The sequence below is a fragment of the Alterileibacterium massiliense genome (genome assembly GCF_900104645.1).
Taxonomy (GTDB): Bacteria; Bacillota; Clostridia; order Peptostreptococcales; family Anaerovoracaceae; genus Alterileibacterium; species Alterileibacterium massiliense.
On record NZ_FNWE01000001.1, the window covers coordinates 262,516 to 285,462 of the forward strand.

Sequence of the window (22,947 nt, forward strand, 5' to 3'; positions counted from 1 at the left end):
ATGAATTTATCTGCTAAGCTAAGAAAAATAGAGATTGTAATAAGCATAATGCTCGTAATATCGCTCGTTTTAAGCAGTACAATTTATGCAACGACTGAAGCATCTAAGCGTTCTGAGGCGGAAAAAGCGGGCAATAAGGCATCTGAATTATATCAAAAAGTTGGAGAAGCCGAAGCTAAAATAAAGGCAATTCAAGATGACATAAATAACAAGCAGGCTGAAATAAATACTACTAAAGAAAATATAGAAAAGACAAAGGTAGATATTGAAAAACAAAATGAACTATTAAATGACAGATTGTCTGTTATGTATAAGACTGGATCTCTTGGATTGATAGAGGTAATACTAAGCTCAAATAATGTCAATGAGCTTCTAACAAATATAAGCATAGTTCAAAGAATACTTACAAATGATAAAAAGGTTCTAAAGGACTTAAAAAATAAGAGAAAGGATTTAGAAACGCTTGAGGAAAATCTTTCTAAGCAGGAAGAAGAATTAAAGAAATCACAGGGAGAAGTTCAGAATATAAGAGATGAGTATAAGGCAAATGCTGATGAGTATAAAAGACAGCAACAGGAGCTTATAGATGAAGCTAATAGGCTGGCAGCTGAAACTGCAAAAGCTCAGGCGGAGGCTGAGAAAAAGCTTGCTGAGCAGGGTTCTGCAGGTGGTTCATCAGGTGGATACCTATGGCCTCTGCCTGTTAATGGAGTTATAACATCAGGATATGGATATAGATCAGACCCATTTCTTGGAACTAGAAGTTATCATAATGGTATCGACATAGCGGCACCTCTAGGGACACCTATAAGGTCAGTAGCTGACGGCTATGTTACACTTTCATCTTGGTATGGCGGGTATGGTAACTGCGTAATTATTTCAATTGGCGGAGGAAAGTCAACTCTATATGGACATATGAATAGCAGAGCCTGCAGTGCAGGTCAGTATGTCAGCAAGGGACAGGTGGTTGGCTACCTAGGAACTACCGGCAGGTCTACAGGTCCGCATCTCCACTTTACGCTATTTCAGAATGGCGTTGATATAAATCCATATTCACTTTACTAGATATATCTATATATAAACTGATGCTTTTAAGAGAGGGTGCTTTGCATATCATTAATGATAATTCTTTAGATAAAATCCCAGATATATTGAGGGAAATTATGATAAAAAGAGGACTTAGAGAGGAGGAATTTAAAGAATTCTTGTCTTTAAGTCCTCAATTGGCATACGATCCATTTCTCTTGACCGATATGAGAGAGGCAGTAGATTTAATAACAAAGACTATAGATGAGGGCGGAAAAATCGTAATATATGGAGATTACGATGTTGACGGAGTTACATCGGTAGCACTTATGGTTAGAGCTCTAAGGACACTTGACGCCAATGTAGATTATTATATTCCATCAAGAATTTCTGAGGGATATGGATTAAATAAGGAAGCGATAAAAAATCTAAAAGATGAGGGATATGCTCTACTTGTAAGCGTTGACTGCGGGGTTGTCTCACTGGAAGAAACCAAATATGCACACAGCATAGGGCTGAATACTATAATAACAGATCATCACAACCCAGGAGATGAGATTGCAGAGGGAATAATAATTAATCCTAAGCTTATAGGAGATGAATATCCATTTAAGGGACTTGCGGGAGTTGGAGTCGCATACAAATTCATCTGTGCCTTAAAGACTGTAAAAACAATTCCAAGAAAAACCATAGTAGACTTATTAGAGCTTGTGGCACTGGGAACCATAGCGGATTTAATGCCATTAATAGATGAAAATAGAACGATTGTAAAATATGGATTAAATCTTATGAGAAAATCTTCTAACCTTGGAATTTCAAAATTGATAGAGGTATCAGGAGTAAAAAAAGATAAGTTAAATGCGATGGATATTTCTTTTAAAATAGCACCAAGGATAAATGCGGCTGGAAGAATTAATGATGCAAGTATTGGTGTAAAGCTCCTTTTGACCGAAGATGAGGACATAGCATTGAAGCTTGCTAATAGATTAAATGAAATAAATAATGAGAGAAGAGAATTTCAAGATTTTGCTCATAATCAGTGCATGGAAAAGGCTAAATATGAGATTAAAAATGGAGACTTTTTGTTCATTGAGGCAGAAAACTGTCACGAGGGTATTCTTGGGATAGTAGCGGGACATATCAAGGATAAACTTAAAAGACCTGCTGTAATAGTTCAGAAAATTGATGAAGAAAATGAAGGAAAAAAGATATATAAGGGAACGGGTAGAAGCACGGGAAATGTAAATCTATATGAGATGCTAAATGAAAATAGTGATTTGGTATTGAAATTTGGAGGTCATAGTATGGCGTGCGGATTTACGATAGAAGAAGAGAATATTAAGGAATTAAAAAATAGACTTAATATGGATTTAAAGGCTATGCTTGAAAAAGATGAGACCCTGCTTAGTAATGAGATACCTGTTGATTTAGATATTGATTCAAAAGATGTAAGTCTTGAACTTGCACATGATTTGAAATATCTTGAGCCGTGCGGAAAGGGTAATCCTGAACCAATTTTCAGGTTAAACAATGCAGAACTTAAATCTTTTAGGATGGTTGGAAATTCTGGTGAACATGCAATATTTGATGCTGATAATATAAGATGTGTATATTTTAATTTTGACAGAGATATATATGAGAACATACTCAGTAAAAATGCGAAATCGGCATATGATATTATTGGACACATAGATATAAATGAATGGAATGACAGTGAAAATGTACAATTGAGAGTTCTTAAGCTTATTGAGAGCTAGATCATTAGAAAATTAGAGAATTAGAGAATATGAAAGAAGATAATAAAAAAAACAAAATAAGCACTAAGCTTACATGGTTAATCGGACTTATATCGGGTGTTCTTCTCGCATTTTTGATAATTTTTGCAGTTTTTAGCTATAGGGGAGTTAAACTTATTGGCAATGATTCTTATCAATATTATCAAGGTCTTAATAAGAGATATGGCAAATTTTATATGCTCGAAAAAATAATTGATAAGAAGGCTTTAAAAAAGGTAGATAAGCAAGATTTAGACCAAGAGATTATCCCATATCTGATGGAACCATTAGATGATAATTATGCTAGTTATTTTACAAAAAAAGAATATGAGGAATTTGAGCGAAGGTATCTTGAGTCATATGCAGGAATTGGCGTACTTATCAAAGAGGAAGAAGGTAAGTTATATATCGTAGATATTATTAAAGAAAGTCCAGCAGAAAAGGCAGGCATACCTATTGGCTCAATTATAAAAAAGGTCGATTGCAAAGAGGCTAGTGGAATAGATGAGACCTCTGAAAGAATTAGAGGAAAGATTGGAACCAAGGTAAAGCTTACCTGTGAGTACAATGGAAAAATAAAAAAGTATACTCTAAAAAGGGACAATATAGATGATTCAGGAGTAGAAAGCAGAATTTATGATGAGGATGAAAAGATAGGATATATCAAATTATCAGGATTCAAAGAAGGAACAGCAAAGGCTTTTAAGAAGGATATTGAAAAGCTAAAGAAGGATGGATGTAAAAAGCTGATTATAGATCTTAGAGGTAATACCGGCGGAATTATGCAGGAGGGCATAGACTGTGCTGACATTCTTCTTCCAAAATCAAAAATTATAGAGGTTAAAGATAGAGATGGAAAGAAAAAAGTCTATTCATCAGACGAAAAAAACATAGGAATTGAATGCGTCATTGCAGTCGATGAATATACGGCAAGTGCTTCTGAAATATTTGCCTATGCAATAAAAGATAATGGGCGAGCAAAATTGGTTGGAAGTAAGACATTTGGAAAGGGCGTTATACAGGGAATTTACGATTTAGGAGATGGTTCAAAGGTAAAACTTACTATAGCAGAATATTTTTCTCCTAAGGGAACTAAGATAAATGGGATAGGGATTGAACCCGATGTTAAATGTGATAAAGCCGGTGATGAGTGCTTAAATAAGTGTAGAGAGGTTTTGCTTGGTAGCTAAGATATGCCTATCAATAGAATGTGTAATATAAAAATTAGGAAAATTTAGGAGATAAAAAATATGCACCTCTTTTATTTCATAAGAGATGAAAAAAGAGAAAATCATAAAAAATATTCCAGCAGAAAATTATTATACAAAGCTATAGATAAATACTGCAAGGTAATATGTGAAGATATATCTGATAAAAGAAAGCGGGACATAAAATTAAATAAAAATGGCAAACCTTATATAGATGATTTCGCGAATTTTTCTATTTCCCATACAGAGAATATTTGGGCTGTTATTTTTTCTAAAAAAATTTGCGGGCTTGACATTCAGGTGCCAAGAAATGGCAAGCTTAAGAAAATGGGAGAAAAAATTTTTAGTGAGCAAGATAATCTCATCATTAAAAAAAAGGGAGAGTCAGCATTCTTCAAGCTTTGGACCAGAAAAGAAGCTTATGTAAAGGCATTAGGAGAAACAATTTTTACCGAGGTTCCAAGCCTTTGGACAGAAGATAATAAGGTATATTTAGATGGATATACAATTTTTGATATTAATTTCATCGAAGGCATTTACTCGGCTATTTCGATAGAGGGAATTTTAGAAGAAATAAAAGATATAAATATTACAAGGATTTAATTATGAGAGATATTAAAGAGCAGGCTTATCGTCACCTCGAACATAGAATGAGAACAGCATATGAGATGAGGACATATCTTAGAGAATATGGATATGACGATTCCGAGATAGAGCCTCTAGTCGAGGAACTTGCTTCACTTAATTATATTGATGATTATGAATATGCTCTTAGATATATTGAATATGCGATTTCAAAAAACCGAGCCATATATAGAATTAAGATGGAGCTTAGGGATAAGGGAATTTCAGAAGAAAATATCGAAAATGCAGTGGAAGATAGCAAGGAAGAATTACAAATTGATGAGCTAGCTAATGCAAGTTCAGTTGCAAGAAAAGAATTAATTGGCGTTAGCGAAATTGATGAGAAGAGATTAGGAAAGATAGTTCGCAAGCTAAAACGGTTAGGATATGGTGAAAATATTATAATTAAAACCGTTGAGGTGCTTAGGAAAGAGCTGAAATCAAGTGAAGAATACTGGGATTAAGACTAATATAAAAATGATATGAATATTGAAATAGATAATGAAATAAATAATGAAGCTAGGCATGAACGCACGAAAAAACTCATAGGTGAATCTGCCTTAAACAAACTAAAAAATTCAAAAATTGCTATTTTTGGTATTGGCGGAGTTGGTTCATATGTGTGTGAGGCACTTGCAAGAGCAGGGGTAGGTGAAATGACATTGATAGATGGAGATGTCGTTGAACTGAGCAACATAAATAGGCAGCTCGTGGCCCTTACATCAACCTTAGGAAAGAATAAAGCAGTTGTAATGGGAGATAGAATAAGAGATATAAATCCTAAAATAAAGGTAGAAATTGTTGATAGATTCTATAAGACAGGCGATGAATTTGATTTCAAAAGATATGATTATGTAGTAGATGCGATTGATGATATTCCTTCAAAGGTGGATATAATAAAGTCATGTCATTATAATGGTGTTAAGGTAATATCCGCAATGGGTACGGGTAATAAGCTATCTTGTGATAATTTCAAGGTATCAGATTTATCTAAGACTCATATGGATCCTCTCGCGAGAGTTATGAGAAAAAAGCTTAAAGATGAGCAAATAGATGATTTGAAAGTTGTGTTTTCAGATGAGAAGCCATCTATCATATCTTCACCACCTGGAACAATAAGCTATGTACCAGGGACAGAGGGACTTATGATAGCAGGTTTTGTAATTAGAGAGCTGGCTGAGATATAAAAATCTTAGGATTAAGTCTCAAAGCTCGTAGCATAACAGGAGGAAAAGTGAAGATATTTGCAATTGCTGACTTACATCTCAGCATGGATATGAATGTGGATAAGCCAATGGATATATTTGGAATGGGCTGGGAAAATCACGCATTAAGACTTGAAGAAAATTGGAGAAATGCAATTGACGATGGTGATATTGTAATACTTCCCGGTGATTTATCGTGGGGACTTAAATTTGAAGAGGCTCTTTTGGACCTTGAATGGATACACAGCCTTTCGGGGAACAAGGTGATTTTCAAGGGTAACCACGATCTTTGGTGGAATGGTATTAACAAGCTAAATTCTTTATATGAGGATATGCACTTCGTCCAAAATGAAGCTTATTTAGTCAATGATGAACTCGCTATCTGTGGTACAAGAGGGTGGATTCTTCCAGACACAGATGATTTTACAGAGCAGGACAAAAAAATATATTTAAGAGAACTAAGAAGACTTGAAAACAGCTTGAAAGATGCGCGAAGCAAGGGGGCTAAGAAAATTATTGCGGTCATGCACTATCCACCTGCTTATGTTAATAATTTAAATACGGAATTTACTGATTTACTAAATGAATTTAATGTAAAAACCTGTATTTATGGTCATTTGCACGGAGCAAATAATTTTCGCAAGGCTTTAACTGGTGAATATAATGGTATAAATTATAAGCTTGTATCCTTGGATTACCTAGGAGCAAAACCAAAACTCATATATGACAATGGATTCGTAGATTAAATAAGAATTTCATAGATAAGTTCCTAAATTTCCTAAACTGATATGCTTTGAAATATAAGACATTAAGAGAGGCTAGATTATGAGCAAAGAAATTAATATGAACGAAATGATAATAAAGAAGCGAGATGGGAATAAGCTTAGTAAAGAGGAAATAGAAGATATAATTGGCTCTTATAATGAAGGGGTAATTCCTGATTACCAAATGTCAGCATTTTTAATGGCTATTTATTATATGGGGCTTGATAAGGAAGAAACCTTTGAGCTGACAAAGGCTATTTTGAATAGTGGAGAAAAAATTGATTTAAGCGAAATAGAGGGAATAAAGATTGATAAGCACTCTACAGGGGGAGTTGGAGATAAGACAACGCTTATTGCAACACCAATAGCCGCAGCTGCGGGAGTACCTATAGCTAAGATGAGCGGTAGAGGCCTAGGATTTACAGGAGGGACTGTAGATAAATTGTCTTCGATACAAGGTTTTAAGATAGAACTTACTTCGGAAGAATTTATAAATCAAGTAAATAATATTGGTATTTCCATAATTTCTCAGAGCGGAGATATTACTCCTGCAGATAAAAAATTATATGCTTTAAGAGATGTCACAGGAACAGTGGATAGCATGAGCCTTATCGCCTCAAGTATAATGAGCAAGAAGCTTGCATCAGGTAGCGATGGAATAATTCTTGATGTTAAATGTGGCAAAGGTGCTTTTTTCAAAAAAGAAGATGACGCAATAAAAGCATCCGAAATGATGATAGATATAGGAGAATCCGCAGGAAAGAAAGTGGCTGTCGTAATAAGTTCAATGGATCAACCGCTTGGAAGGGCAGTTGGAAATACCCTAGAGGTAATGGAAGCCTTAGATGTGCTAAAAGGAGTTGGTGATTCTGACATAACTGAAATTTCCCTTGAGCTTGCAGGAATTATGATATATATGTCTGGCATAGCTGATGACTTAAGTGAGGGAAGAGAAATTGCAAGCGATGTTTTATACTCGGGAAAGGCACTCAATAAACTTAGGGAATTAGTTAAGGCTCAAGGTGGAAATTCTCAAATAATAGATGATTATTCTATCTTCGGAATAGCTAGATATTCTCGCTCTATTGAGGCAGAAGACATTGGTTATATATCTCTACTCGATGCCGAAACAATAGGTAAAGCTTCACAGCTATCGGGAGCGGGCAGAGCACATAAGGAAGATGAAATAGATTTTCAGTCAGGTATAATTATATATAAAAAGCTAGGCGAACAGGTTGCAGAAGGTGACAAGGTAATCGAAATTTTTTCAAATGATGAAGATAAGCTAAATAAAGCATTTGAAATAGCAAAGAATTCATTTAAAATAACAAAGGAGAAAGTTAGCGTTTCCAGTGTTATAAAAAAGACAATTGGGGTTTAAATATGAAATACGCCTTTATTATTAATCCAAACTCAGGATTTGGGAAGAAATCAAAGCCATTTATAGCTAATATTGAAAAACTTATGGCTGAAAGAGCTGATATTAGCATACATATTACAGAGGGCATTATGGACGCTACCATAGTGGCGAGCGGTCTTGCAGACATTGCTGAAAATACCAAAGAAGATATAAGAGTATTTGCTTGCGGAGGAGATGGCACCTTAAATGAGGTTCTTAATGGTCTTTATGGCAGAACTAATGTTGAGCTTGGGGTAATTCCCATAGGGAGCGGTAATGATTTTGTTAGAAATTATCCATCTCATGATTTTTTGGACATCGAGTCTCAGCTGAATGGAATAGCTACCACTGTTGACATACTTAAGCTATCATATGAAGATGAAGGAAATAAAAAAAATAGATATTGCATAAATGGAATCAATATTGGTTTTGATGGAAATGCTGCTATCTTGCACAATCATTTAAAACAGAAGAAGCTTTTCAGGGGCTCGCTATCATATTTTACGGCTGTTTTTATGAATCTTGCTGAGATGAGAGGACAGAATTTAAAAATTATAGCTGATGATAAGGTTTTACACGCGGGAGAAATTCTGTTGACAACTGTATCAAATGGAAGATTTTGCGGAGGAGGAGTTGAAAGCTGTCCAAACGCACTTGTCGATGACGGACTTGCTGAAATTCTCATAATAAATAAGGTTACAAGAAGAACATTTCTCAGATTGATGCCATATTATATAAAAGGAAAACTGCTATCCGAGGTCGAAGCGGGTAATATATGGAAATATTTTCAGTCAGATAAAATCTCAATTGAACCTGCTAGCGAACTCATGCAATTCGTAGTTGACGGAGAAGAAGTAAAGAGTGGGAAGGTTATAATAGAGGTTATTAAAAAGGGAATTAAACTCTCATTGCCAGCATTAGAGAATTAAGGGATGTTAAAGTTTTTTGCAATTTTATATAAAATTATTTTGCAATAGTATTTAAATTTTATTGTCTTTTTATGATACTTCTTAGAATAATGGATTAAAGATTTTCCCGTAAATACAGGATAAGTAATTGCACATTAATGCCAAGGGCAAGTAAAAAGAGTAAAGGAAAAAGGATGAGATTATTTAAAAGAATTTTTATAAGCACAATACTAATTTTTTCTATACTGGTATTACCAATTGAGCTATCGGAGGCCAAGCTAAATGACAGTTCAAATATGCCCGATTTAACTGCTAAGAGTGCAGCCATATATTGCAATACAACAGGGGAGATGGTCGCTCAAAAAAATGGGGACGCCAGAGCAAATCCATATAGTATAACCAAGCTCCTTACAGCACTTATAATTATAGAAAATCACGATTTAGATGATATGGTAAAAGTGTCAAAAAAAGCCTCGGAGCAAGAGGGCTCAAGCATGGAGCTAAAAGAGGGCGAGGTGGTAAGCGTAGAAGAACTATTATATGGACTGCTTATTTTGTCAGGTAATGATGCAGCTTATGCACTTGCAGAATATGATTCAGATATTCATACATTTGCAGATAAGATGAATAAGAAAGCGAGGAAGCTTGGCTGCACAAATACAAATTTTGCAAATCCAAATGGTCTAAAGAACAAGGCTCACTATACTACAGCAAATGACTTTATAAAGATTGCCAATGCTTCTTTGGATAATAAATTAATAAAAAAGATTACAGGCACGCAAGAATATGAGATGCGTAAAACCAATAAGCAAGAGGAGAGAACATTTGAAACGCATCTCGATCAGCTGAAAGATGAAAATTCAGGTGTAATTTCTGGGAAAACAGGATACTGGGAAGATGATGATTGCACAATAGCTCTCCGATTTAATAAGAACAATATGGTTTTAACAGTGGTGCTACTTGGAGATAAGAAATCTGAGCGAAAAAATGACGAGAACAAGGCATTTAGCTTTGCCGAGTCAGCTGTAAAAAGTGTAAAGGCTTTAAAAGAAGATCAACCTGTAAAGAAAGTTTGGATAAAAAATGGTGAACACACGAGGGTTCAGCTATATTCAAGAGATGATAGCATTGTATATCCAAAGAGTGGTAAAAAATCTTCTACAAAGACGAAGGTTGCTTTAGATAAGGATATAGAGGCACCGCTTAACTCAGGAGATGTAGTAGGCAAGGTAAAGATTTATTCAGACGGAAAATATATGGAAAGCGTACCACTTTATGTAAAAGATAACATTAAAGAGGGCTGGCTTCCATCGATGTTTTATATTTCAAATTTAGGAACAATATGTATTCTCATTTCGATTATATTGATAATTAATATTATTATCATATTTAAATCAAATAGAAAAAAGCAAAAAATTAAGAATAGGCACAGGAAGTAGAATTGTTGAACAGCTTATTTTGATATGCTATAATTTGGCTTGCGAGCAAAAGGCATGGAGAGGTACCCAAGAGGCTTAAGGGACTGGCTTCGAATACCAGCAGGCGGTTAATTACCGTGCGGGGGTTCAAATCCCCCTCTCTCCGCCAAATAAGGAAGCATATTTTGATAGAAAATGTGCTTCCTTTTTTATTGCCAAAAAGCGTTGATTTCAAAGGATTTTAGCTTTTAAAGGCATAAGTTAGCCAGCCCCGGAGCCGTTTCCGGGACGGGTTTTTCTTGTTTTCGGCACCATGTGCGGACGGCTCGAAAAGCAAGGGTTTGCTTTGTGGGTAATCGTTTGCTTTGTAAGCTATCTTATTAAGCACGCAAAAAGATATAAAAACACTTAAACCGTTGAAAAAATAGAAGCTGTCTGATACAATGTTAGTCGGATTATTGCGTACACATTTGTGCAAGTGAGGAGAACCCACCCCTGCGGGCAAAAAGAAATGGGGCTCCGCAGTTGTGGAAAGCATACTCACAAATGAGAAATATAAAGGAGCGGCCTTGCTTCAAAAACAGTTCACGGTTGATTTTCTCCAACACAAGATGAAAGAAAACAACGGCGAGGTTCCACAGTATTATATAGAACATTCACACGAGGCTATTATACCGCCGGCGGATTGGGAACTTGTAAAACTTGAGATGGCAAGGAGAAAAAGTCTCGGAAGATGCTACAGTGGAAACAGCGTCTTCGGAGCAAGGCTCATCTGCGAGGACTGCGGAGGATTCTTCGGTGCTAAGACATGGAATTCCACAAACAAGTATAAGAGGACGGTTTGGCAGTGCAATCATAAATTTGATGATAAAAAGCACCGCTGCACCACGCCTCATTTAAATGAAGAAGATATCAAAAAAAGGTTCATAACGGTTTATAACGGTCTTATTCCAAGCAGAGACAACATTCTTGATGATTGCAGGTGTATGCTGGATGTGCTGACCGACACTACTGAGATAGACAGAAAGATTGCAGACTTCGCTCAAGAGGCTGAAGTTGTAGCTGGGCTAACGAAAAAGCTGATAGAAGAGAATGCCTCAAATGTGATGAGTCAGACAGAGTTCAATAAGAAATATAAAAGCTACGAGGAACGCTATACCTCCATACGGGATAAAACAGCGAAACTGCAGGAACAAAGCAAACAAAGAAAAGACCAGGCAGATTCAATCGGGGCATTTATATTCGAACTCCACGATATCGAAAACCCCATCACGACATTTGATAATAAGCTGTGGATTTCTGTAATAGAAAGCATAACAGTTAAAAACAATGGAACGCTACTGTTCCGGTTTAGAAACGGAATGGAAATCGAAGGATAATACAAACATAAAACAGAATCCGCAGACAAATATGACTGCGGATTTTTGCTGTTAATAGGGATTTGCACCCATAGACTGAAATTCTATCAGAAGTAGTGAATGAATTCGCCACAGCTCTTTTGAGAAATGTTCAATCTCTTTTTTTATATCACCGATGTCCTCTTTGTAGATTATACCTGTCGAATTTACTCGCTTTGCAATCTGATTGATATTGTTTGTTGCATTAGAAAGTAAGCCTTGTAAATCTCTGAAAGGCTCTAAATCCACTTGATAAATTTCCTTTTCCAAAACGCATTTGCGGATAAAATGACTCATGTTTCTACACTTCGCAAGTCTTTTTTTCTCTTCAAAAAGAGCCTTTTCTTCTTCGGTTAATTTAATTTCAAGTCTTTCATTTCGTATTCTATTTGCCATAGGTAAATCCTCCTTTGAATGTATTTCGGGGTCTTAGGGTACACCCTAACAAGTTAAAAATTGATAAAAAAAGAAGCAGATCCCAGAGGGCTGCTTCATCAATTTTTTCGTAAGTGTCCGTACACTTACTGTGCTTGCTCATATACTAATAGTATAAGAACAGCTTTAAGCATAGTTCTTAAAAATGAACCTAATCATCTATGATAAAATTATAGATATTAGGGATGAAATGGGATTGTTTTATGTGCTTGCTGGGTTTCCAACTTAGGAATTACTCATTTGGTAGACTCCACCCTCATTCCATTGCCTTTCATCTTTTCGGTTGGTTAGGTTCATTCATTGATTACCTGTATAACTCGTGAGCCTGTTGTGGTTTTGGATTAACAGGGCATCCCAAATTATAGGAGGTATATTATGTCAGAAAAAATTGTTGTAGGAATTGATGTGAGTAAAGCTTTCAGTGATATCTGTATTCTATCACCTAATAATGACATCATCAAAAGACTTAAAATTTCTAATGATATTAATGGTATGAAGTCGCTCATCTATGTACTTGAAAAGGTAGAAGATGAGTACGAGGACAGAGCAGTAATTATCATGGAAGCTACTGCACACTATCATCAAATTTTAGCTAATTTTTTCCGTAAGCATAATTACGAAGTCATTGTAATTAATCCGATTCAAAGTGGAGCATTGAAAAATATCAATATCCGAAAAATTAAATCAGATAGAACAGATGCATATAATATAGCGTTGCTATATCGTATTAAGAATTACAACGAAACAATTACACATTCAGATACCGTTAACAGTATCAAAAAGCTTTGCAGACAGCATAAAGAATTGACGGATGAAATTGTGGAACACATCAACCGATTAATCGCTTTTTTAGATATTTCCTTTCCAGATTTCAAGAAAGTATTTGCGGATTTGCAAGGGAAAACACCTTTGTCTTTGCTTGAAAAATATCCTACTATACAGGAAGTCTTATCTCCTGAAAATAAGCAAGATATTATTCAACTGATAAAAGAAAATTCACATAAAAGCAGCTCCTATGCCGAAGTAAAATATGAAAAACTATTGAAAGCTGCTGAAAAATCTATTGAAGTTTGTATAGTAAGCCTTAGTTCAGCAGTACTTATTCAAACAACTGTGAGGGTTATTTTTAGTTTACAGGAAGCTTTGAAAGCAATCGATAATGAAATCAAAAGGCTATCACTTTTAGATGAAAAGTTTCATAAAGAAATAGTGCTTTTACAAAGTATTCCAGGAGTTGGAGAGTATACAGCATGTGTTGTTTTATCAGAGCTTGGAGATATATCCAATTTCTCGAAACCGAAAGAATTAGTTGCCTTCTTTGGCTTGGATCCAGGAGTAACCCAAAGTGGAACATACAATAGGAAAAACAATAAAATCTCTAAAAGAGGATCACCTCATGTTCGCTCAATTCTCCATATGCTGGCTAAATCTAATGTGTATCCAAATCGCAACAGAGAGTATTTAAATCCTGTTATGCGAGCTTATTTTGAAAAGAAGATAGCTGAAAAACCATACAAAGTTGTAATGTGTGCAATTATGCGAAAGATGGTTCAAATTATTTTTGCTGTCCTCAGAAATCAAAAATCATTTGAGTTAAGAACACCCGAAGAGCATCAAAAACTAATTCGAGAAAAGAGTAAGTTAGTCGCATAAACTATTAAAAGTGTTGCCTCAAAAAATGAAAGTGTATGAGGCTTGTTTGCTATGCACATTTTTAAGTTTTGTGACTTAAAAATTTTTAAAAAAAATTTTTAAAATAACTATTGACTTCCTTAGTTGGTCTACAAAAGAACGATTAAGATAGCAAGTATTAAGCATATTTTCAAAACAGTATATCAAATTTAACAAGAGATGGGAAGAGGGAGGCTCATATTTATGGTATAATAGTAAAATAAATAGCAAAAAATTATCAAGAAGCGAGACAAAAGGTATGGAGTTAAATAGAAAGAGTATTATCGAAAACGCCTACAATGGGTATATTTTTTCGGAGAAGAAAAATGTTGATAATGCGAAAGTTTATCGTTTTAGAAACGAAACGGGTACAGGAGAAATGCGTTGTTATGATTTGCTTGAAGGAATTCAATTATCTTATAACAACTTAAATATGGAAACAACACATCAAAAAATAACACCTAAAGAAGGAATCTTACAAATTGATCATTGCCTTGAAGGGTGCTATGAATTTAAGCTGGAAAATAATGAACGCGCATTTATTGGAAAAGGAGATTTAAGTGTTTTAGAACTTGGGAAAGTACCGTTTGAAAACTCTTGTATTCCCATGAAAAAATATGTAGGGCTTTCTCTTTTTATTGATATGAGTATAGCACAAAAGTCCATTTCAAAATATTTTCCATATGGAAATATAGATTTGTTTGAAATGCGGGATAAGGTGTGCAAAAATGGGGCGGCGTTAATTATCCGCTCTCGTCATGAAATCAATCATATTATTGGTGAATTATATAGGGTTGATGAGAGGATACAGCTTCCATATTCAATAATTAAAACAATAGAACTATTACTATTTCTGAGTTTAGTTGAAAGTAAAGACACACATAAACTTCCATCCTTTTCTGAGCCTGTGTACGAAGCAACTCAAGAATGCTACAAAGCTCTTATGGAAAATCCTTTTGACAGATATTCTATTTCTGAACTGGCAAAAAAATATGCAATTTCTGAATCAAGTCTTAAAAGATGTTTTTCTTATATAACCGGAAATTCAATAGGCAGTTTTATTAAAAAAACTTGTCTTGAAGCGGCAGCAGAGTTACTAATTCATAAGTCAAGTATGTCTATCGGAGAAATAGCGGATTTAGCAGGATACTTAAATCAAGGCAAGTTTTCTTCAGCTTTTAAAAAACATTTTGGAGAGACACCACAACAATATAGGAGTAAATCTGTTTGACCTGTTTGGAGCAAATAAAGGTCTAATAGGTTATAAGAGAAATATCCATTTTGATGTAACATAGTTGCTGAAGATGGACATTTGTTGCAGGAAGACCATCCGGTCTTCCTATTTTTTTCGAACAGATGTTAGCTTTATCTAACCAAAAAGGAGGCGTTTAATATGACGAAAGAAAAAATGACGGTAAAGGATATTGTAACGGTTGCCGTTATGATGGCTCTGTTCTATGCAATAGCATTTTTAGTGGGAATGGGTACGGTAGCTATCCCTATTCTTTACCTTTATGGAACAGCAGGCATTGAAATGTTTTTGGGTTCAATTTTTTACTTGGTAGCAGCCAACAGAGTAAATAAGCATGGTCTTTTATTTGTTTGGGTAATGATATATGCACTTATTACCGCAGCGATGGGTTATATGTTTATGGTTCCTTATTTTATAGCTGTTGCAGTGATTTCTGAAATTGTGATGATTGGTAAAAACACATATAGAAATCCTGTTAGAAACATGATTGGCTGGAGTACCTATGGAATCGGCATGGTATTGGGAATTGGCGTACCTTGCTGGGTTGCATGGGAAAGCTATCAAAAACAGGCACTCGCAAGTGGTTTTGCAGATGCTACGATGAAGCTTCAGTATAATATGGTTTCTTCTCCGAAATTGATGCTCGTTGGTGTAATTATAACGGTAATATTATCTGCATTAGGTGTGCTTATATCACAAAAAATTCTCAAAAAACACTTTGAAAAAGCCGGAATTTTGAGTTAAACAATGAGCTGCGAGAAAAGACTAAGAGAATTAAGTGGTATAGGTGCGCTATTATTAACATTTCTCGCCTGTATGGTATCTATTTTTACTGAAAGCTATTATATGCACGCTTTGTTTGTGATATGGCTGGCTATGCTTCTTGCATATTTAGGTTTTGTCAAACAAAGCGTGCAATATGTGTTGCTTTATTCATTTACAACATTTTGGTTGATAATGATGATTCCAAAAGGAGTGATGATAATATCGCCGATGTTATTAGGAATGATATATAAATTTATTGTTCCTATTATGGCTGCCTATTTAACTTTCAAAATACCATCAGGAAAATTGATTGCTGTATTTCAGAAAAGCTCAATGCCACAAAATATACTTCTGATTTTGGTGATTATGATCAGATTTATTCCAACCATATCAGGGGAAATAAAAACGATAAAAGAAGCAATGAAGGTGCGTGGATTAACCGGAAGTAAAAAAAAGGTGTTCTTTCATCCATTAAGAACTGTTGAGTATGTAGTAGTCCCTTTAATTTTTCGTTCAATTAAAGTTGGAGATGAACTTGCTGCAGCGGCTATTGTAAGAGGTGTTGAAAACACCGGTAAAAAACAAAGCTATTATGAAACAAAAATGAGTAAGACAGATATTGTGATTTTAACGATCAGTCTTTTATTGCTAATCGTTTGCATTATTTGAGGAGGGGAAATTGATGAAAAGTGAAGTAAAGATTCATCATGTAAGCTATTCATACAATAAAAATGAAATGCAGCTTAATGACATCAATTTAAACATCCTACAAGGGGAGTGTATTGCAATCATTGGAGCTTCAGGTTGCGGAAAATCCACATTAACAAGAGTGATAAACGGGCTTATACCGTCGTTCTTTCAAGGAGAGTTAAGCGGAAAGACTTTTATTAAAGAGAAGGACATACATCAATTACCATCTTGGGAAATAGGGAAAATGATTGGTAACGTTTTTCAAGATCCAAGAAGTCAGTTTTTTTCCAATGAAGTTGCCGGGGAAATTGCGTTTGGATGCGAAAATATGGGACTTACACATAGTGAAATAATAAAGCGAGTTAATCAAACTGTAAAAGAAATGGGAATTGAAGATTTACTCAATACAAGTATCTATTCCTTATCATATGGCATGAGACAAAAAGTAGCAATATGTTCGGCAAAAGCAATGGAGCCTGACGTATATGTATTTGATGAACCATCAGCAAATCTTGATTTAAGTGCAACATATCTTCTTGCAGACTTAATAAAAAGATTAAAAAACAGTGGAAAAACAAGTATTATCGCAGAACATCGACTTTTTTATTTAAGAGGTATTGCTGACCGATATATTTTTATGGAAAACGGAAAAATAATTAAAGAATATTCATCAAATGAAATACAGGAACAAAAGTCTGAGGCGCTTAATAAAAAAGGGCTTCGTTCTTTGCGTTTTGAGGATATTTCTATTCCAAATACCGATTTGAGCGGAATCACATCGCCACATCCAATATCGGTAACGGGCTTAAGTAAAGATTTTAAGAACCACCAGCTGCTTAAAAATATAACTTTTCAATACGATAACAATGAAATTATTGCTTTGGTTGGTGCAAATGGTGTGGGAAAAAGCACATTAGGAAAGGTTTTTGCAGGCTTAATGAAAGAAAGTTCCGGTGAAATCTTAGTGGATGGAAACTCAAAAAAATACAAGCAACGCATTGGGAAAATTTGGTATATACCTCAAGATTTAGATTCTCAACTTTTTGGAGAAGATTTAATAGACGAATTAACAACAGGATTAGACAATCCTGATAAAAACATAGATAAAGCCGAAGATATATTAAGAAAATTAGGCTTGATTGAGTTAAAAAATAAACATCCTGCAACTTTGTCTGGTGGACAAAAGCAAAGGCTTGTTTTAGGTGTTGCTATGATGAGAAATGCTCCGATGATTATATTGGATGAGCCAACATCCGGTTTAGATTTTAACAGTATGGAAAAAGTTAGGGTTTTAATTAAGGAACAACAAAAGAATGGAACCAAATTTCTGATTATCTCTCATGACATTGAATTTATTGCAAGAACTTGCAATAGAATATTAAAACTTGATGATGGGGAAATTACAGAAGATTATTATTTAGAAAATATACAAGACTTATTAAAGTCAATGAATGCGAAAGAGGTGGAAAAATGGATGTGTTAAAGAAGCATTTAGGACAAATTTTTTTTGCAGTTTTTGTCGCAGTCCTTGGGGTGCTTTGTGGAGTTTTGCCATATTTTGCAATGGCGAAAATCGTTGAACATATAGCTGCTGGAAAAATAAATTTTATGATTTATAAAGAGCCTATTTTAATAATTTTATGCGGACTTTTAGGAAGTGTTATTTTTCATGAAATATCAACATTAACTTCTCATAATCTTGCTTTTCGTATTATTGAAGATGAGAGAAAAAAACTTGCAAGAAAAATAAGCAGATTATCTATGGGGGAAGTTGAGAAAAGGAGCAGTGGTGAATGGACACAGTTTATGGTTGAAACTTTGGATAAAATGGAACAGCCAATCGCACATGTAATCCCAGAAGTAATCGCAAATGTTATTATTCCCATCGTGTTAGTTATTATTATTTTTGTGCTTGATTGGAGAATAGGTCTTGCCAATCTTGTAACTCTTCCAATCGGTGTATTGTTCTCGTTTTTAATGATGGGAGGATACGAGGAAAAATCTCGTAACTACCAACAAGCTGCAAAAAACATGAATACTACTGCGGTTGAATATATTAGAGGTATTCAGGTTATCAAAGCTTTCAATAAATCAGCGTCATCCTATGGAAAATTTGTAGATGCCGTTAATAAGAACAGGGACAGTATGCTTAGTTGGTATTTAAGTGTTTGTTTTTATATGACTGCTGCAATGGAAATTCTGCCTTCAACTATGTTGTTTGTCTTGCCTATTTCTTTGTTTCTATACATGAAAGGGAGCATTTCTGTTGGCATTCTCATTATGTGTGTGCTGTTATCTTATGCATCTTATAAGCCTTTGATTAAAGCAATGAGCCATATGGATACAATGGCAAACGTAAGAGTAGTGATTGATGAAATCAAGACAGTAATGAATTTGCCGGAGCTTGAAAGAGGAGATAATTGTAATACGATAAGCTCTTACGGCATAACCTTTGAAAATGTAAGTTTTGGTTATAACGACGAAAAGAAAGTATTTGAAAATTTGTCTTTTCATGCAGAAGAAAAACAACTTACAGCTATTGTAGGATATTCAGGCAGCGGAAAATCTACCATTGCAAAATTAATTGCCGGATATTGGAATGCTGACAATGGAAAAATTTGCATAGGCAATGTAAATGTAAAAGATATTTCTCTTGAAAAAAATATGGAACTTGTAACCTATGTTTCGCAAGAGAATTATCTTTTCAAAAAAACCATTTTAGAAAATATGAAATTGGCTAAGCCTGATGCGAGTATTGAAGAAATTGAACAAGCGTGCAAGAAAGCCAGTTGTCATGACTTTATTATGAGCTTGCCTGACGGATATAACACGATTGTTGGTGAAGCGGGCAATAATCTTTCGGGTGGTGAACGTCAAAGAATTACCATTGCAAGAGCGTTGCTAAAAGATAGTCCTATCGTTCTTTTGGATGAAGCTACTGCTTACTCTGATCCAGACAATGAGGCAGAAATTCAGAAATCTATAGATGCATTGGTTAAAAATAAAACCGTTATTATGATAGCTCATAGACTTTCGACTATAATTCGTGCGAACAAGATTATTGTAGTAACCAATGGAGAAATAGAAGCTGAAGGAACACATTCCGAGCTTCTTGGTAAAAGCGAAACCTACGCAAAAATGTGGAAATCGCACATTAGTGTATATCAACAGGCGGAGGTAAAGTAAATGAGAGATTTAATTAAAAAATTATATGCTATTGCAGGCAAAGAATCGTCAAAACTCAGTAGAATGCTTCTATTTGAGGTACTTAAAAGTATTTTTGAGGGCGTTGCGCTTGGAGCTATCATGCTTTTTTTACTCAAAGTATTTCAGAATATTTTTGAGCATAGAGAAGTACTTATACAGGATGTATATATTGTATTTGGCGTGGCAATGTTAAGTGTTGTAGGAAAAATACTATGTAGTTATATGGCAGATCACAATAAGTATATTGCTACTTATAACATGGGAGCAGAGAACAGATTATATATCGGCGATCAATTAAAACGAGTAAACATGGGATATTTCAGCAACAATCGACTTGGAAATATATCCGGAGGATTAACGACAGTAATCGGGGAGCTTGAAACCGTAGGTGTAAATATTATTGAAACACTTTTTGTAGGAGTGATTCAAACAGCAATCATGGCACTTTTTATGCTTCCGTTTGATATGGTTACAGGGATTATCATATTAGCGACCTTATTTGTGGGGATGTTAAGTAATGCCCTCTTTCAGAAAAAAGCAGATGAGTTGACGAAGAAACTACAATCATTAAAAATCAACTTGAATGCAACCACTTTAGAATATGTAAAAGGAATTAGCGTTATCAAGTCTTTTGGAAAAGGGAAAGAAATGATAACAGAATTAGATAGGAATATCTCTGAAAGCCGCAAAGGATTTATCAATGTTGAAAAAACAGTTGCTCCTGCCGCTCTTATTTTCCTTTTTATTTTCAAACTGGGTATTTGCGCAATTATACTTTCTTCAGTTTTGCGCTTTTGTTCTGCTTCGATTCCACCATATAAAGCGGTAATGCTTATAGTATCAAGCTTTATTGTATTTGCAGGATTTGAGATGGCTGGAAGTATGCAAAATATAAGGGGGGTTGCAGTACAAAATTTAGATGCCATATCCAAACTTCGAGAGCTACCAACAATTTCAGAAGGCAATGTAACGGAATTGAATGTTGCCAAAGTTGAGGTTAATAACGTGAAATTTTCTTATGAAAAACAATCATTGTTTGATGGAATAACTCTTTCTATATCGGAAGGAGAGACAACAGCTATTGTAGGCGGTTCAGGAAGTGGAAAAACAACACTCTGTAACTTAATATCACGATTTTGGGATGTTGATGGCGGCGAAATCTTGATTGATGGGAAAAATATAAAAGATTTTAAATATGACAACCTGTTGTCTAATTTTACTTTTGTTTTTCAAGATGTGTACCTGTTTGATGACACAGTAAAGAATAATATTAAGTTTGGTAATCCTGATGCAAGTGATGAAGAAGTTATGGAAGTTGCTAAACAGGCACAGTGCCATGATTTTATTATGGCACTACCTCAAGGATATGATACGGTTTTGCAGGAAGGAGGCTCTAACTTATCAGGAGGCGAGCGTCAAAGAATTTCCATTGCCAGAGCAATGCTTAAACCAAGTAAGATTGTGATTTTGGATGAGGCAACATCAAGCGTAGATCCTGAGAATGAAGAACAACTTATGGTTGCTTTACACAATTTACTAAAAGGTAAAACTGTACTTGTCATTGCACATAAATTGGAAACCATTCAAGGTGCAGATCAGATTGTTGTAATGGATAAAGGTAAGGTAGAAAGTGTTGGAACACATGGGGAGCTACTTGAGAAATCACAAATTTATCAGCGATTTATTTATCAAAGGGAAAGAGCAATCGGATGGAAAATCAAATAGCAACATTTTTAGAAGGGGGACTTTAGAATGAAGCAAGATATGAAAGAACAACTGTTAACAAAAAGACCGATAGATTTACTCTTTCAGCTATCCATTCCGGCAGTTATCGGAATGATAGTCATCGGTCTATACCCGCTGATGGACGGAATTTTTGCGGGAAATATTATAGGGCAAAGTGCCATGACCGCCTGCGGCGTTGCGATGCCACTTACTTTTTTTAACAGCGGGGTGTCTACACTTCTTGGTGTAGGTTCTGCATCTGTTTTATCACGAGCGATTGGTAAAGGAGATCAGAAAACCGTAGATAAAATCATGGGCAACCTGATTTTCTGGGTGATTTTGTTTTCAGCGATCATAACAGTTGGCGGAATACTGCTTGCACCACATTTTTTAGATATGGTCGGAGCAACGGGTGAGATCAAAACTTATGGTATCAGATACCTAAGAGTAATCTTTATCGGTTCCCTCTTTGTAAATTTTACACAGTCCGCAAACATGGTTATGCGTGGCGAAGGTCTAATGAAAAAAGCCATGATGATAATGGGACTTGGAGCTTTACTGAATATCATTTTTGATCCGATTTTAATGACAGTTATGGGTGAATACGCCATTGAGGGTGCCGCACTTGCTACTATTACAGCCCAATTTGTTCAAGCAGTTGTAACGCTGCACTACTTCCTGAAAAAGAGCAAGGTTGTAAAAATTCATAAGATTAAGTCTGATGCGGAAATAAAAAAAGAAATGTTTGGAGTAGGCTCATCAGCTATGATGATGCAGCTTCTGTTCATGATTCAACAGACTATGCTTTATAAAATGGCATTTAAGTATGGCGGAGATCCAAACGGAATTTTGATGGCAGCATCGCTTCGTGTATATGCCTTTTCGTTCATTCCACTTTGGGGAATGAGTCAAGGATTGCAGCCTGTTGTCGGAACAAACTTCGGAGCAAAGCAATATGAAAGAGTAAGGCAAGCAATGAAGGTATTTTCTATCGGAGGACTTGTGCTTGCGGCAATCTTTTGGATTCCATCATTATTGCTATCAAGTCAGATACTTTCCTTGTTTGGAGTAGAAGCAAGTATCATAACACAGGGCGTTGGGAATTTCAGACTATTCTATTCTGTATTTATTCTGTATGGAGTAATGGTAATGACAATTACATTCTTCCAATCAATCGGGAACGGAAAGAAAGCAGGAATTATTGTTATGCTTAGACAGCTCTTCCTATTTGTTCCTGCAATGGTTCTTCTGCCAATGGTGTTTGGAGTAAAAGCTGTTTGGTTCACACAGCCCCTTGTTGATTTCATTATGATTGTTGTAGGCATCTTCATGATGCTTGGAGAACTAAATAATATGAGCAAAGAAAAAGTAAAAGCATAAAATTTCTTATTATGTGCGTGAATACCTGAAATAGTAGAAGGGCTTAATTTATGAGGAATAGTTAGTTGTAAAATGGAGCTGCACCCATACCCCTTGAA

General features: G+C 35.2%; 20 protein-coding genes, 1 tRNA gene and 1 pseudogene. 21 read left to right on the forward strand and 1 reads right to left on the reverse strand.

The window, feature by feature from the left end; all coding sequences use genetic code 11:
* The 13 genes and pseudogenes from BQ5371_RS01320 (at position 1) to BQ5371_RS01375 (ending at position 11,706) form a co-directional block, all read left to right on the forward strand.
* Complete coding sequence (locus BQ5371_RS01320; RefSeq protein ID WP_071132155.1) at positions 1-1,065, forward strand: murein hydrolase activator EnvC family protein; 1,065 nt, start codon at positions 1-3, stop codon at positions 1,063-1,065.
* 20 nt (positions 1,066-1,085) lie between these two features.
* Complete coding sequence (gene recJ, locus BQ5371_RS01325) at positions 1,086-2,783, forward strand: single-stranded-DNA-specific exonuclease RecJ (protein ID WP_083377364.1); 1,698 nt, start codon at positions 1,086-1,088, stop codon at positions 2,781-2,783.
* Positions 2,784-2,812: 29 nt separating this feature from the next.
* Positions 2,813-3,991 (forward strand): S41 family peptidase, encoded by a 1,179-nt coding sequence (locus tag BQ5371_RS01330; RefSeq protein ID WP_071132157.1) that lies wholly within the window; start codon positions 2,813-2,815, stop codon positions 3,989-3,991.
* Positions 3,992-4,051: 60 nt separating this feature from the next.
* A complete protein-coding gene (locus BQ5371_RS01335; protein WP_071132158.1) occupies positions 4,052-4,612 on the forward strand; it encodes a 4'-phosphopantetheinyl transferase family protein in 561 nt (186 codons plus the stop codon).
* A 2-nt stretch (positions 4,613-4,614) separates the two neighbouring features.
* Positions 4,615-5,097, forward strand: a complete 483-nt coding sequence (locus BQ5371_RS01340; protein WP_071132159.1) for a regulatory protein RecX — start codon at positions 4,615-4,617, stop codon at positions 5,095-5,097.
* An 18-nt stretch (positions 5,098-5,115) separates the two neighbouring features.
* Complete coding sequence (locus tag BQ5371_RS01345; protein WP_071132160.1) at positions 5,116-5,820, forward strand: tRNA threonylcarbamoyladenosine dehydratase; 705 nt, start codon at positions 5,116-5,118, stop codon at positions 5,818-5,820.
* 47 nt (positions 5,821-5,867) lie between these two features.
* Positions 5,868-6,584 carry a metallophosphoesterase gene (locus BQ5371_RS01350; RefSeq protein ID WP_071132161.1) on the forward strand — a complete coding sequence of 239 codons (717 nt, stop codon included), beginning with the start codon at positions 5,868-5,870 and terminating at the stop codon, positions 6,582-6,584.
* A 79-nt stretch (positions 6,585-6,663) separates the two neighbouring features.
* A complete protein-coding gene (locus tag BQ5371_RS01355; protein ID WP_083377365.1) occupies positions 6,664-7,983 on the forward strand; it encodes a thymidine phosphorylase in 1,320 nt (439 codons plus the stop codon).
* Positions 7,984-7,985: 2 nt separating this feature from the next.
* Entirely contained in the window at positions 7,986-8,930 is a 945-nt protein-coding gene (locus tag BQ5371_RS01360) for a diacylglycerol/lipid kinase family protein (RefSeq protein ID WP_071132162.1), read from the forward strand.
* A 173-nt stretch (positions 8,931-9,103) separates the two neighbouring features.
* Positions 9,104-10,348: a D-alanyl-D-alanine carboxypeptidase family protein gene (locus BQ5371_RS01365; protein ID WP_071132163.1), complete on the forward strand. Its 1,245-nt coding sequence runs from the start codon at positions 9,104-9,106 to the stop codon at positions 10,346-10,348.
* A 56-nt stretch (positions 10,349-10,404) separates the two neighbouring features.
* Positions 10,405-10,496, forward strand: a tRNA-Ser gene (locus BQ5371_RS01370).
* A 334-nt stretch (positions 10,497-10,830) separates the two neighbouring features.
* Positions 10,831-11,034, forward strand: a pseudogene (locus tag BQ5371_RS07100) (recombinase family protein); the annotation flags it as partial.
* Positions 11,035-11,706: a zinc ribbon domain-containing protein gene (locus BQ5371_RS01375; protein ID WP_268873205.1), complete on the forward strand. Its 672-nt coding sequence runs from the start codon at positions 11,035-11,037 to the stop codon at positions 11,704-11,706. It abuts the pseudogene before it with no gap.
* Between the two features lie 51 nt (positions 11,707-11,757).
* On the opposite strand, the gene BQ5371_RS01380 is transcribed toward BQ5371_RS01375, so the two are convergent.
* Positions 11,758-12,120: a plasmid mobilization protein gene (locus BQ5371_RS01380; protein WP_071132165.1), complete on the reverse strand. Its 363-nt coding sequence runs from the start codon at positions 12,118-12,120 to the stop codon at positions 11,758-11,760.
* Between the two features lie 414 nt (positions 12,121-12,534).
* Between BQ5371_RS01380 and BQ5371_RS01385 the strand changes: the two genes are divergently transcribed.
* The 8 genes from BQ5371_RS01385 to BQ5371_RS01420 all read left to right on the forward strand — a co-directional run bounded on the left by BQ5371_RS01385 (position 12,535) and on the right by BQ5371_RS01420 (position 22,849).
* On the forward strand, positions 12,535-13,812 hold the full coding sequence (locus BQ5371_RS01385; RefSeq protein WP_071132107.1) for an IS110 family RNA-guided transposase: 1,278 nt from the start codon (positions 12,535-12,537) through the stop codon (positions 13,810-13,812).
* A gap of 277 nt (positions 13,813-14,089) precedes the next feature.
* Entirely contained in the window at positions 14,090-15,061 is a 972-nt protein-coding gene (locus tag BQ5371_RS01390; RefSeq protein ID WP_071132166.1) for a helix-turn-helix domain-containing protein, read from the forward strand.
* Positions 15,062-15,223: 162 nt separating this feature from the next.
* Positions 15,224-15,826 carry an MptD family putative ECF transporter S component gene (locus BQ5371_RS01395; RefSeq protein ID WP_019134436.1) on the forward strand — a complete coding sequence of 201 codons (603 nt, stop codon included), beginning with the start codon at positions 15,224-15,226 and terminating at the stop codon, positions 15,824-15,826.
* A 3-nt stretch (positions 15,827-15,829) separates the two neighbouring features.
* A complete protein-coding gene (locus tag BQ5371_RS01400; RefSeq protein WP_071132167.1) occupies positions 15,830-16,516 on the forward strand; it encodes an energy-coupling factor transporter transmembrane component T family protein in 687 nt (228 codons plus the stop codon).
* A gap of 13 nt (positions 16,517-16,529) precedes the next feature.
* Positions 16,530-18,020, forward strand: a complete 1,491-nt coding sequence (locus BQ5371_RS01405; RefSeq protein ID WP_071132168.1) for an ABC transporter ATP-binding protein — start codon at positions 16,530-16,532, stop codon at positions 18,018-18,020.
* Positions 18,008-19,723 carry an ABC transporter ATP-binding protein gene (locus BQ5371_RS01410; RefSeq protein ID WP_047212288.1) on the forward strand — a complete coding sequence of 572 codons (1,716 nt, stop codon included), beginning with the start codon at positions 18,008-18,010 and terminating at the stop codon, positions 19,721-19,723. The genes BQ5371_RS01405 and BQ5371_RS01410 overlap by 13 nt, the downstream gene beginning before the upstream one ends.
* Complete coding sequence (locus tag BQ5371_RS01415) at positions 19,724-21,469, forward strand: ABC transporter ATP-binding protein (RefSeq protein ID WP_071132169.1); 1,746 nt, start codon at positions 19,724-19,726, stop codon at positions 21,467-21,469.
* A 27-nt stretch (positions 21,470-21,496) separates the two neighbouring features.
* Complete coding sequence (locus BQ5371_RS01420; RefSeq protein ID WP_071132170.1) at positions 21,497-22,849, forward strand: MATE family efflux transporter; 1,353 nt, start codon at positions 21,497-21,499, stop codon at positions 22,847-22,849.
* Positions 22,850-22,947 lie beyond the last annotated feature (98 nt).

Coding starts and splice junctions, on each gene's coding strand:
- BQ5371_RS01405 (WP_071132168.1), top strand. CDS start 16,530: ATGAAAAGTGAAGTAAAGATTCATCATGTAAGCTATTCATACAATAAA.
- BQ5371_RS01395 (WP_019134436.1), top strand. CDS start 15,224: ATGACGAAAGAAAAAATGACGGTAAAGGATATTGTAACGGTTGCCGTT.
- BQ5371_RS01360 (WP_071132162.1), top strand. CDS start 7,986: ATGAAATACGCCTTTATTATTAATCCAAACTCAGGATTTGGGAAGAAA.
- BQ5371_RS01415 (WP_071132169.1), top strand. CDS start 19,724: ATGAGAGATTTAATTAAAAAATTATATGCTATTGCAGGCAAAGAATCG.
- BQ5371_RS01365 (WP_071132163.1), top strand. CDS start 9,104: ATGAGATTATTTAAAAGAATTTTTATAAGCACAATACTAATTTTTTCT.
- BQ5371_RS01410 (WP_047212288.1), top strand. CDS start 18,008: ATGGATGTGTTAAAGAAGCATTTAGGACAAATTTTTTTTGCAGTTTTT.
- BQ5371_RS01420 (WP_071132170.1), top strand. CDS start 21,497: ATGAAGCAAGATATGAAAGAACAACTGTTAACAAAAAGACCGATAGAT.
- BQ5371_RS01340 (WP_071132159.1), top strand. CDS start 4,615: ATGAGAGATATTAAAGAGCAGGCTTATCGTCACCTCGAACATAGAATG.
- BQ5371_RS01335 (WP_071132158.1), top strand. CDS start 4,052: ATGCACCTCTTTTATTTCATAAGAGATGAAAAAAGAGAAAATCATAAA.
- recJ (WP_083377364.1), top strand. CDS start 1,086: ATGCTTTTAAGAGAGGGTGCTTTGCATATCATTAATGATAATTCTTTA.
- BQ5371_RS01380 (WP_071132165.1), bottom strand. CDS start 12,120: ATGGCAAATAGAATACGAAATGAAAGACTTGAAATTAAATTAACCGAA.
- BQ5371_RS01375 (WP_268873205.1), top strand. CDS start 11,035: ATGGCAAGGAGAAAAAGTCTCGGAAGATGCTACAGTGGAAACAGCGTC.
- BQ5371_RS01320 (WP_071132155.1), top strand. CDS start 1: ATGAATTTATCTGCTAAGCTAAGAAAAATAGAGATTGTAATAAGCATA.
- BQ5371_RS01345 (WP_071132160.1), top strand. CDS start 5,116: ATGAATATTGAAATAGATAATGAAATAAATAATGAAGCTAGGCATGAA.
- BQ5371_RS01390 (WP_071132166.1), top strand. CDS start 14,090: ATGGAGTTAAATAGAAAGAGTATTATCGAAAACGCCTACAATGGGTAT.
- BQ5371_RS01385 (WP_071132107.1), top strand. CDS start 12,535: ATGTCAGAAAAAATTGTTGTAGGAATTGATGTGAGTAAAGCTTTCAGT.
- BQ5371_RS01330 (WP_071132157.1), top strand. CDS start 2,813: ATGAAAGAAGATAATAAAAAAAACAAAATAAGCACTAAGCTTACATGG.
- BQ5371_RS01400 (WP_071132167.1), top strand. CDS start 15,830: ATGAGCTGCGAGAAAAGACTAAGAGAATTAAGTGGTATAGGTGCGCTA.
- BQ5371_RS01355 (WP_083377365.1), top strand. CDS start 6,664: ATGAGCAAAGAAATTAATATGAACGAAATGATAATAAAGAAGCGAGAT.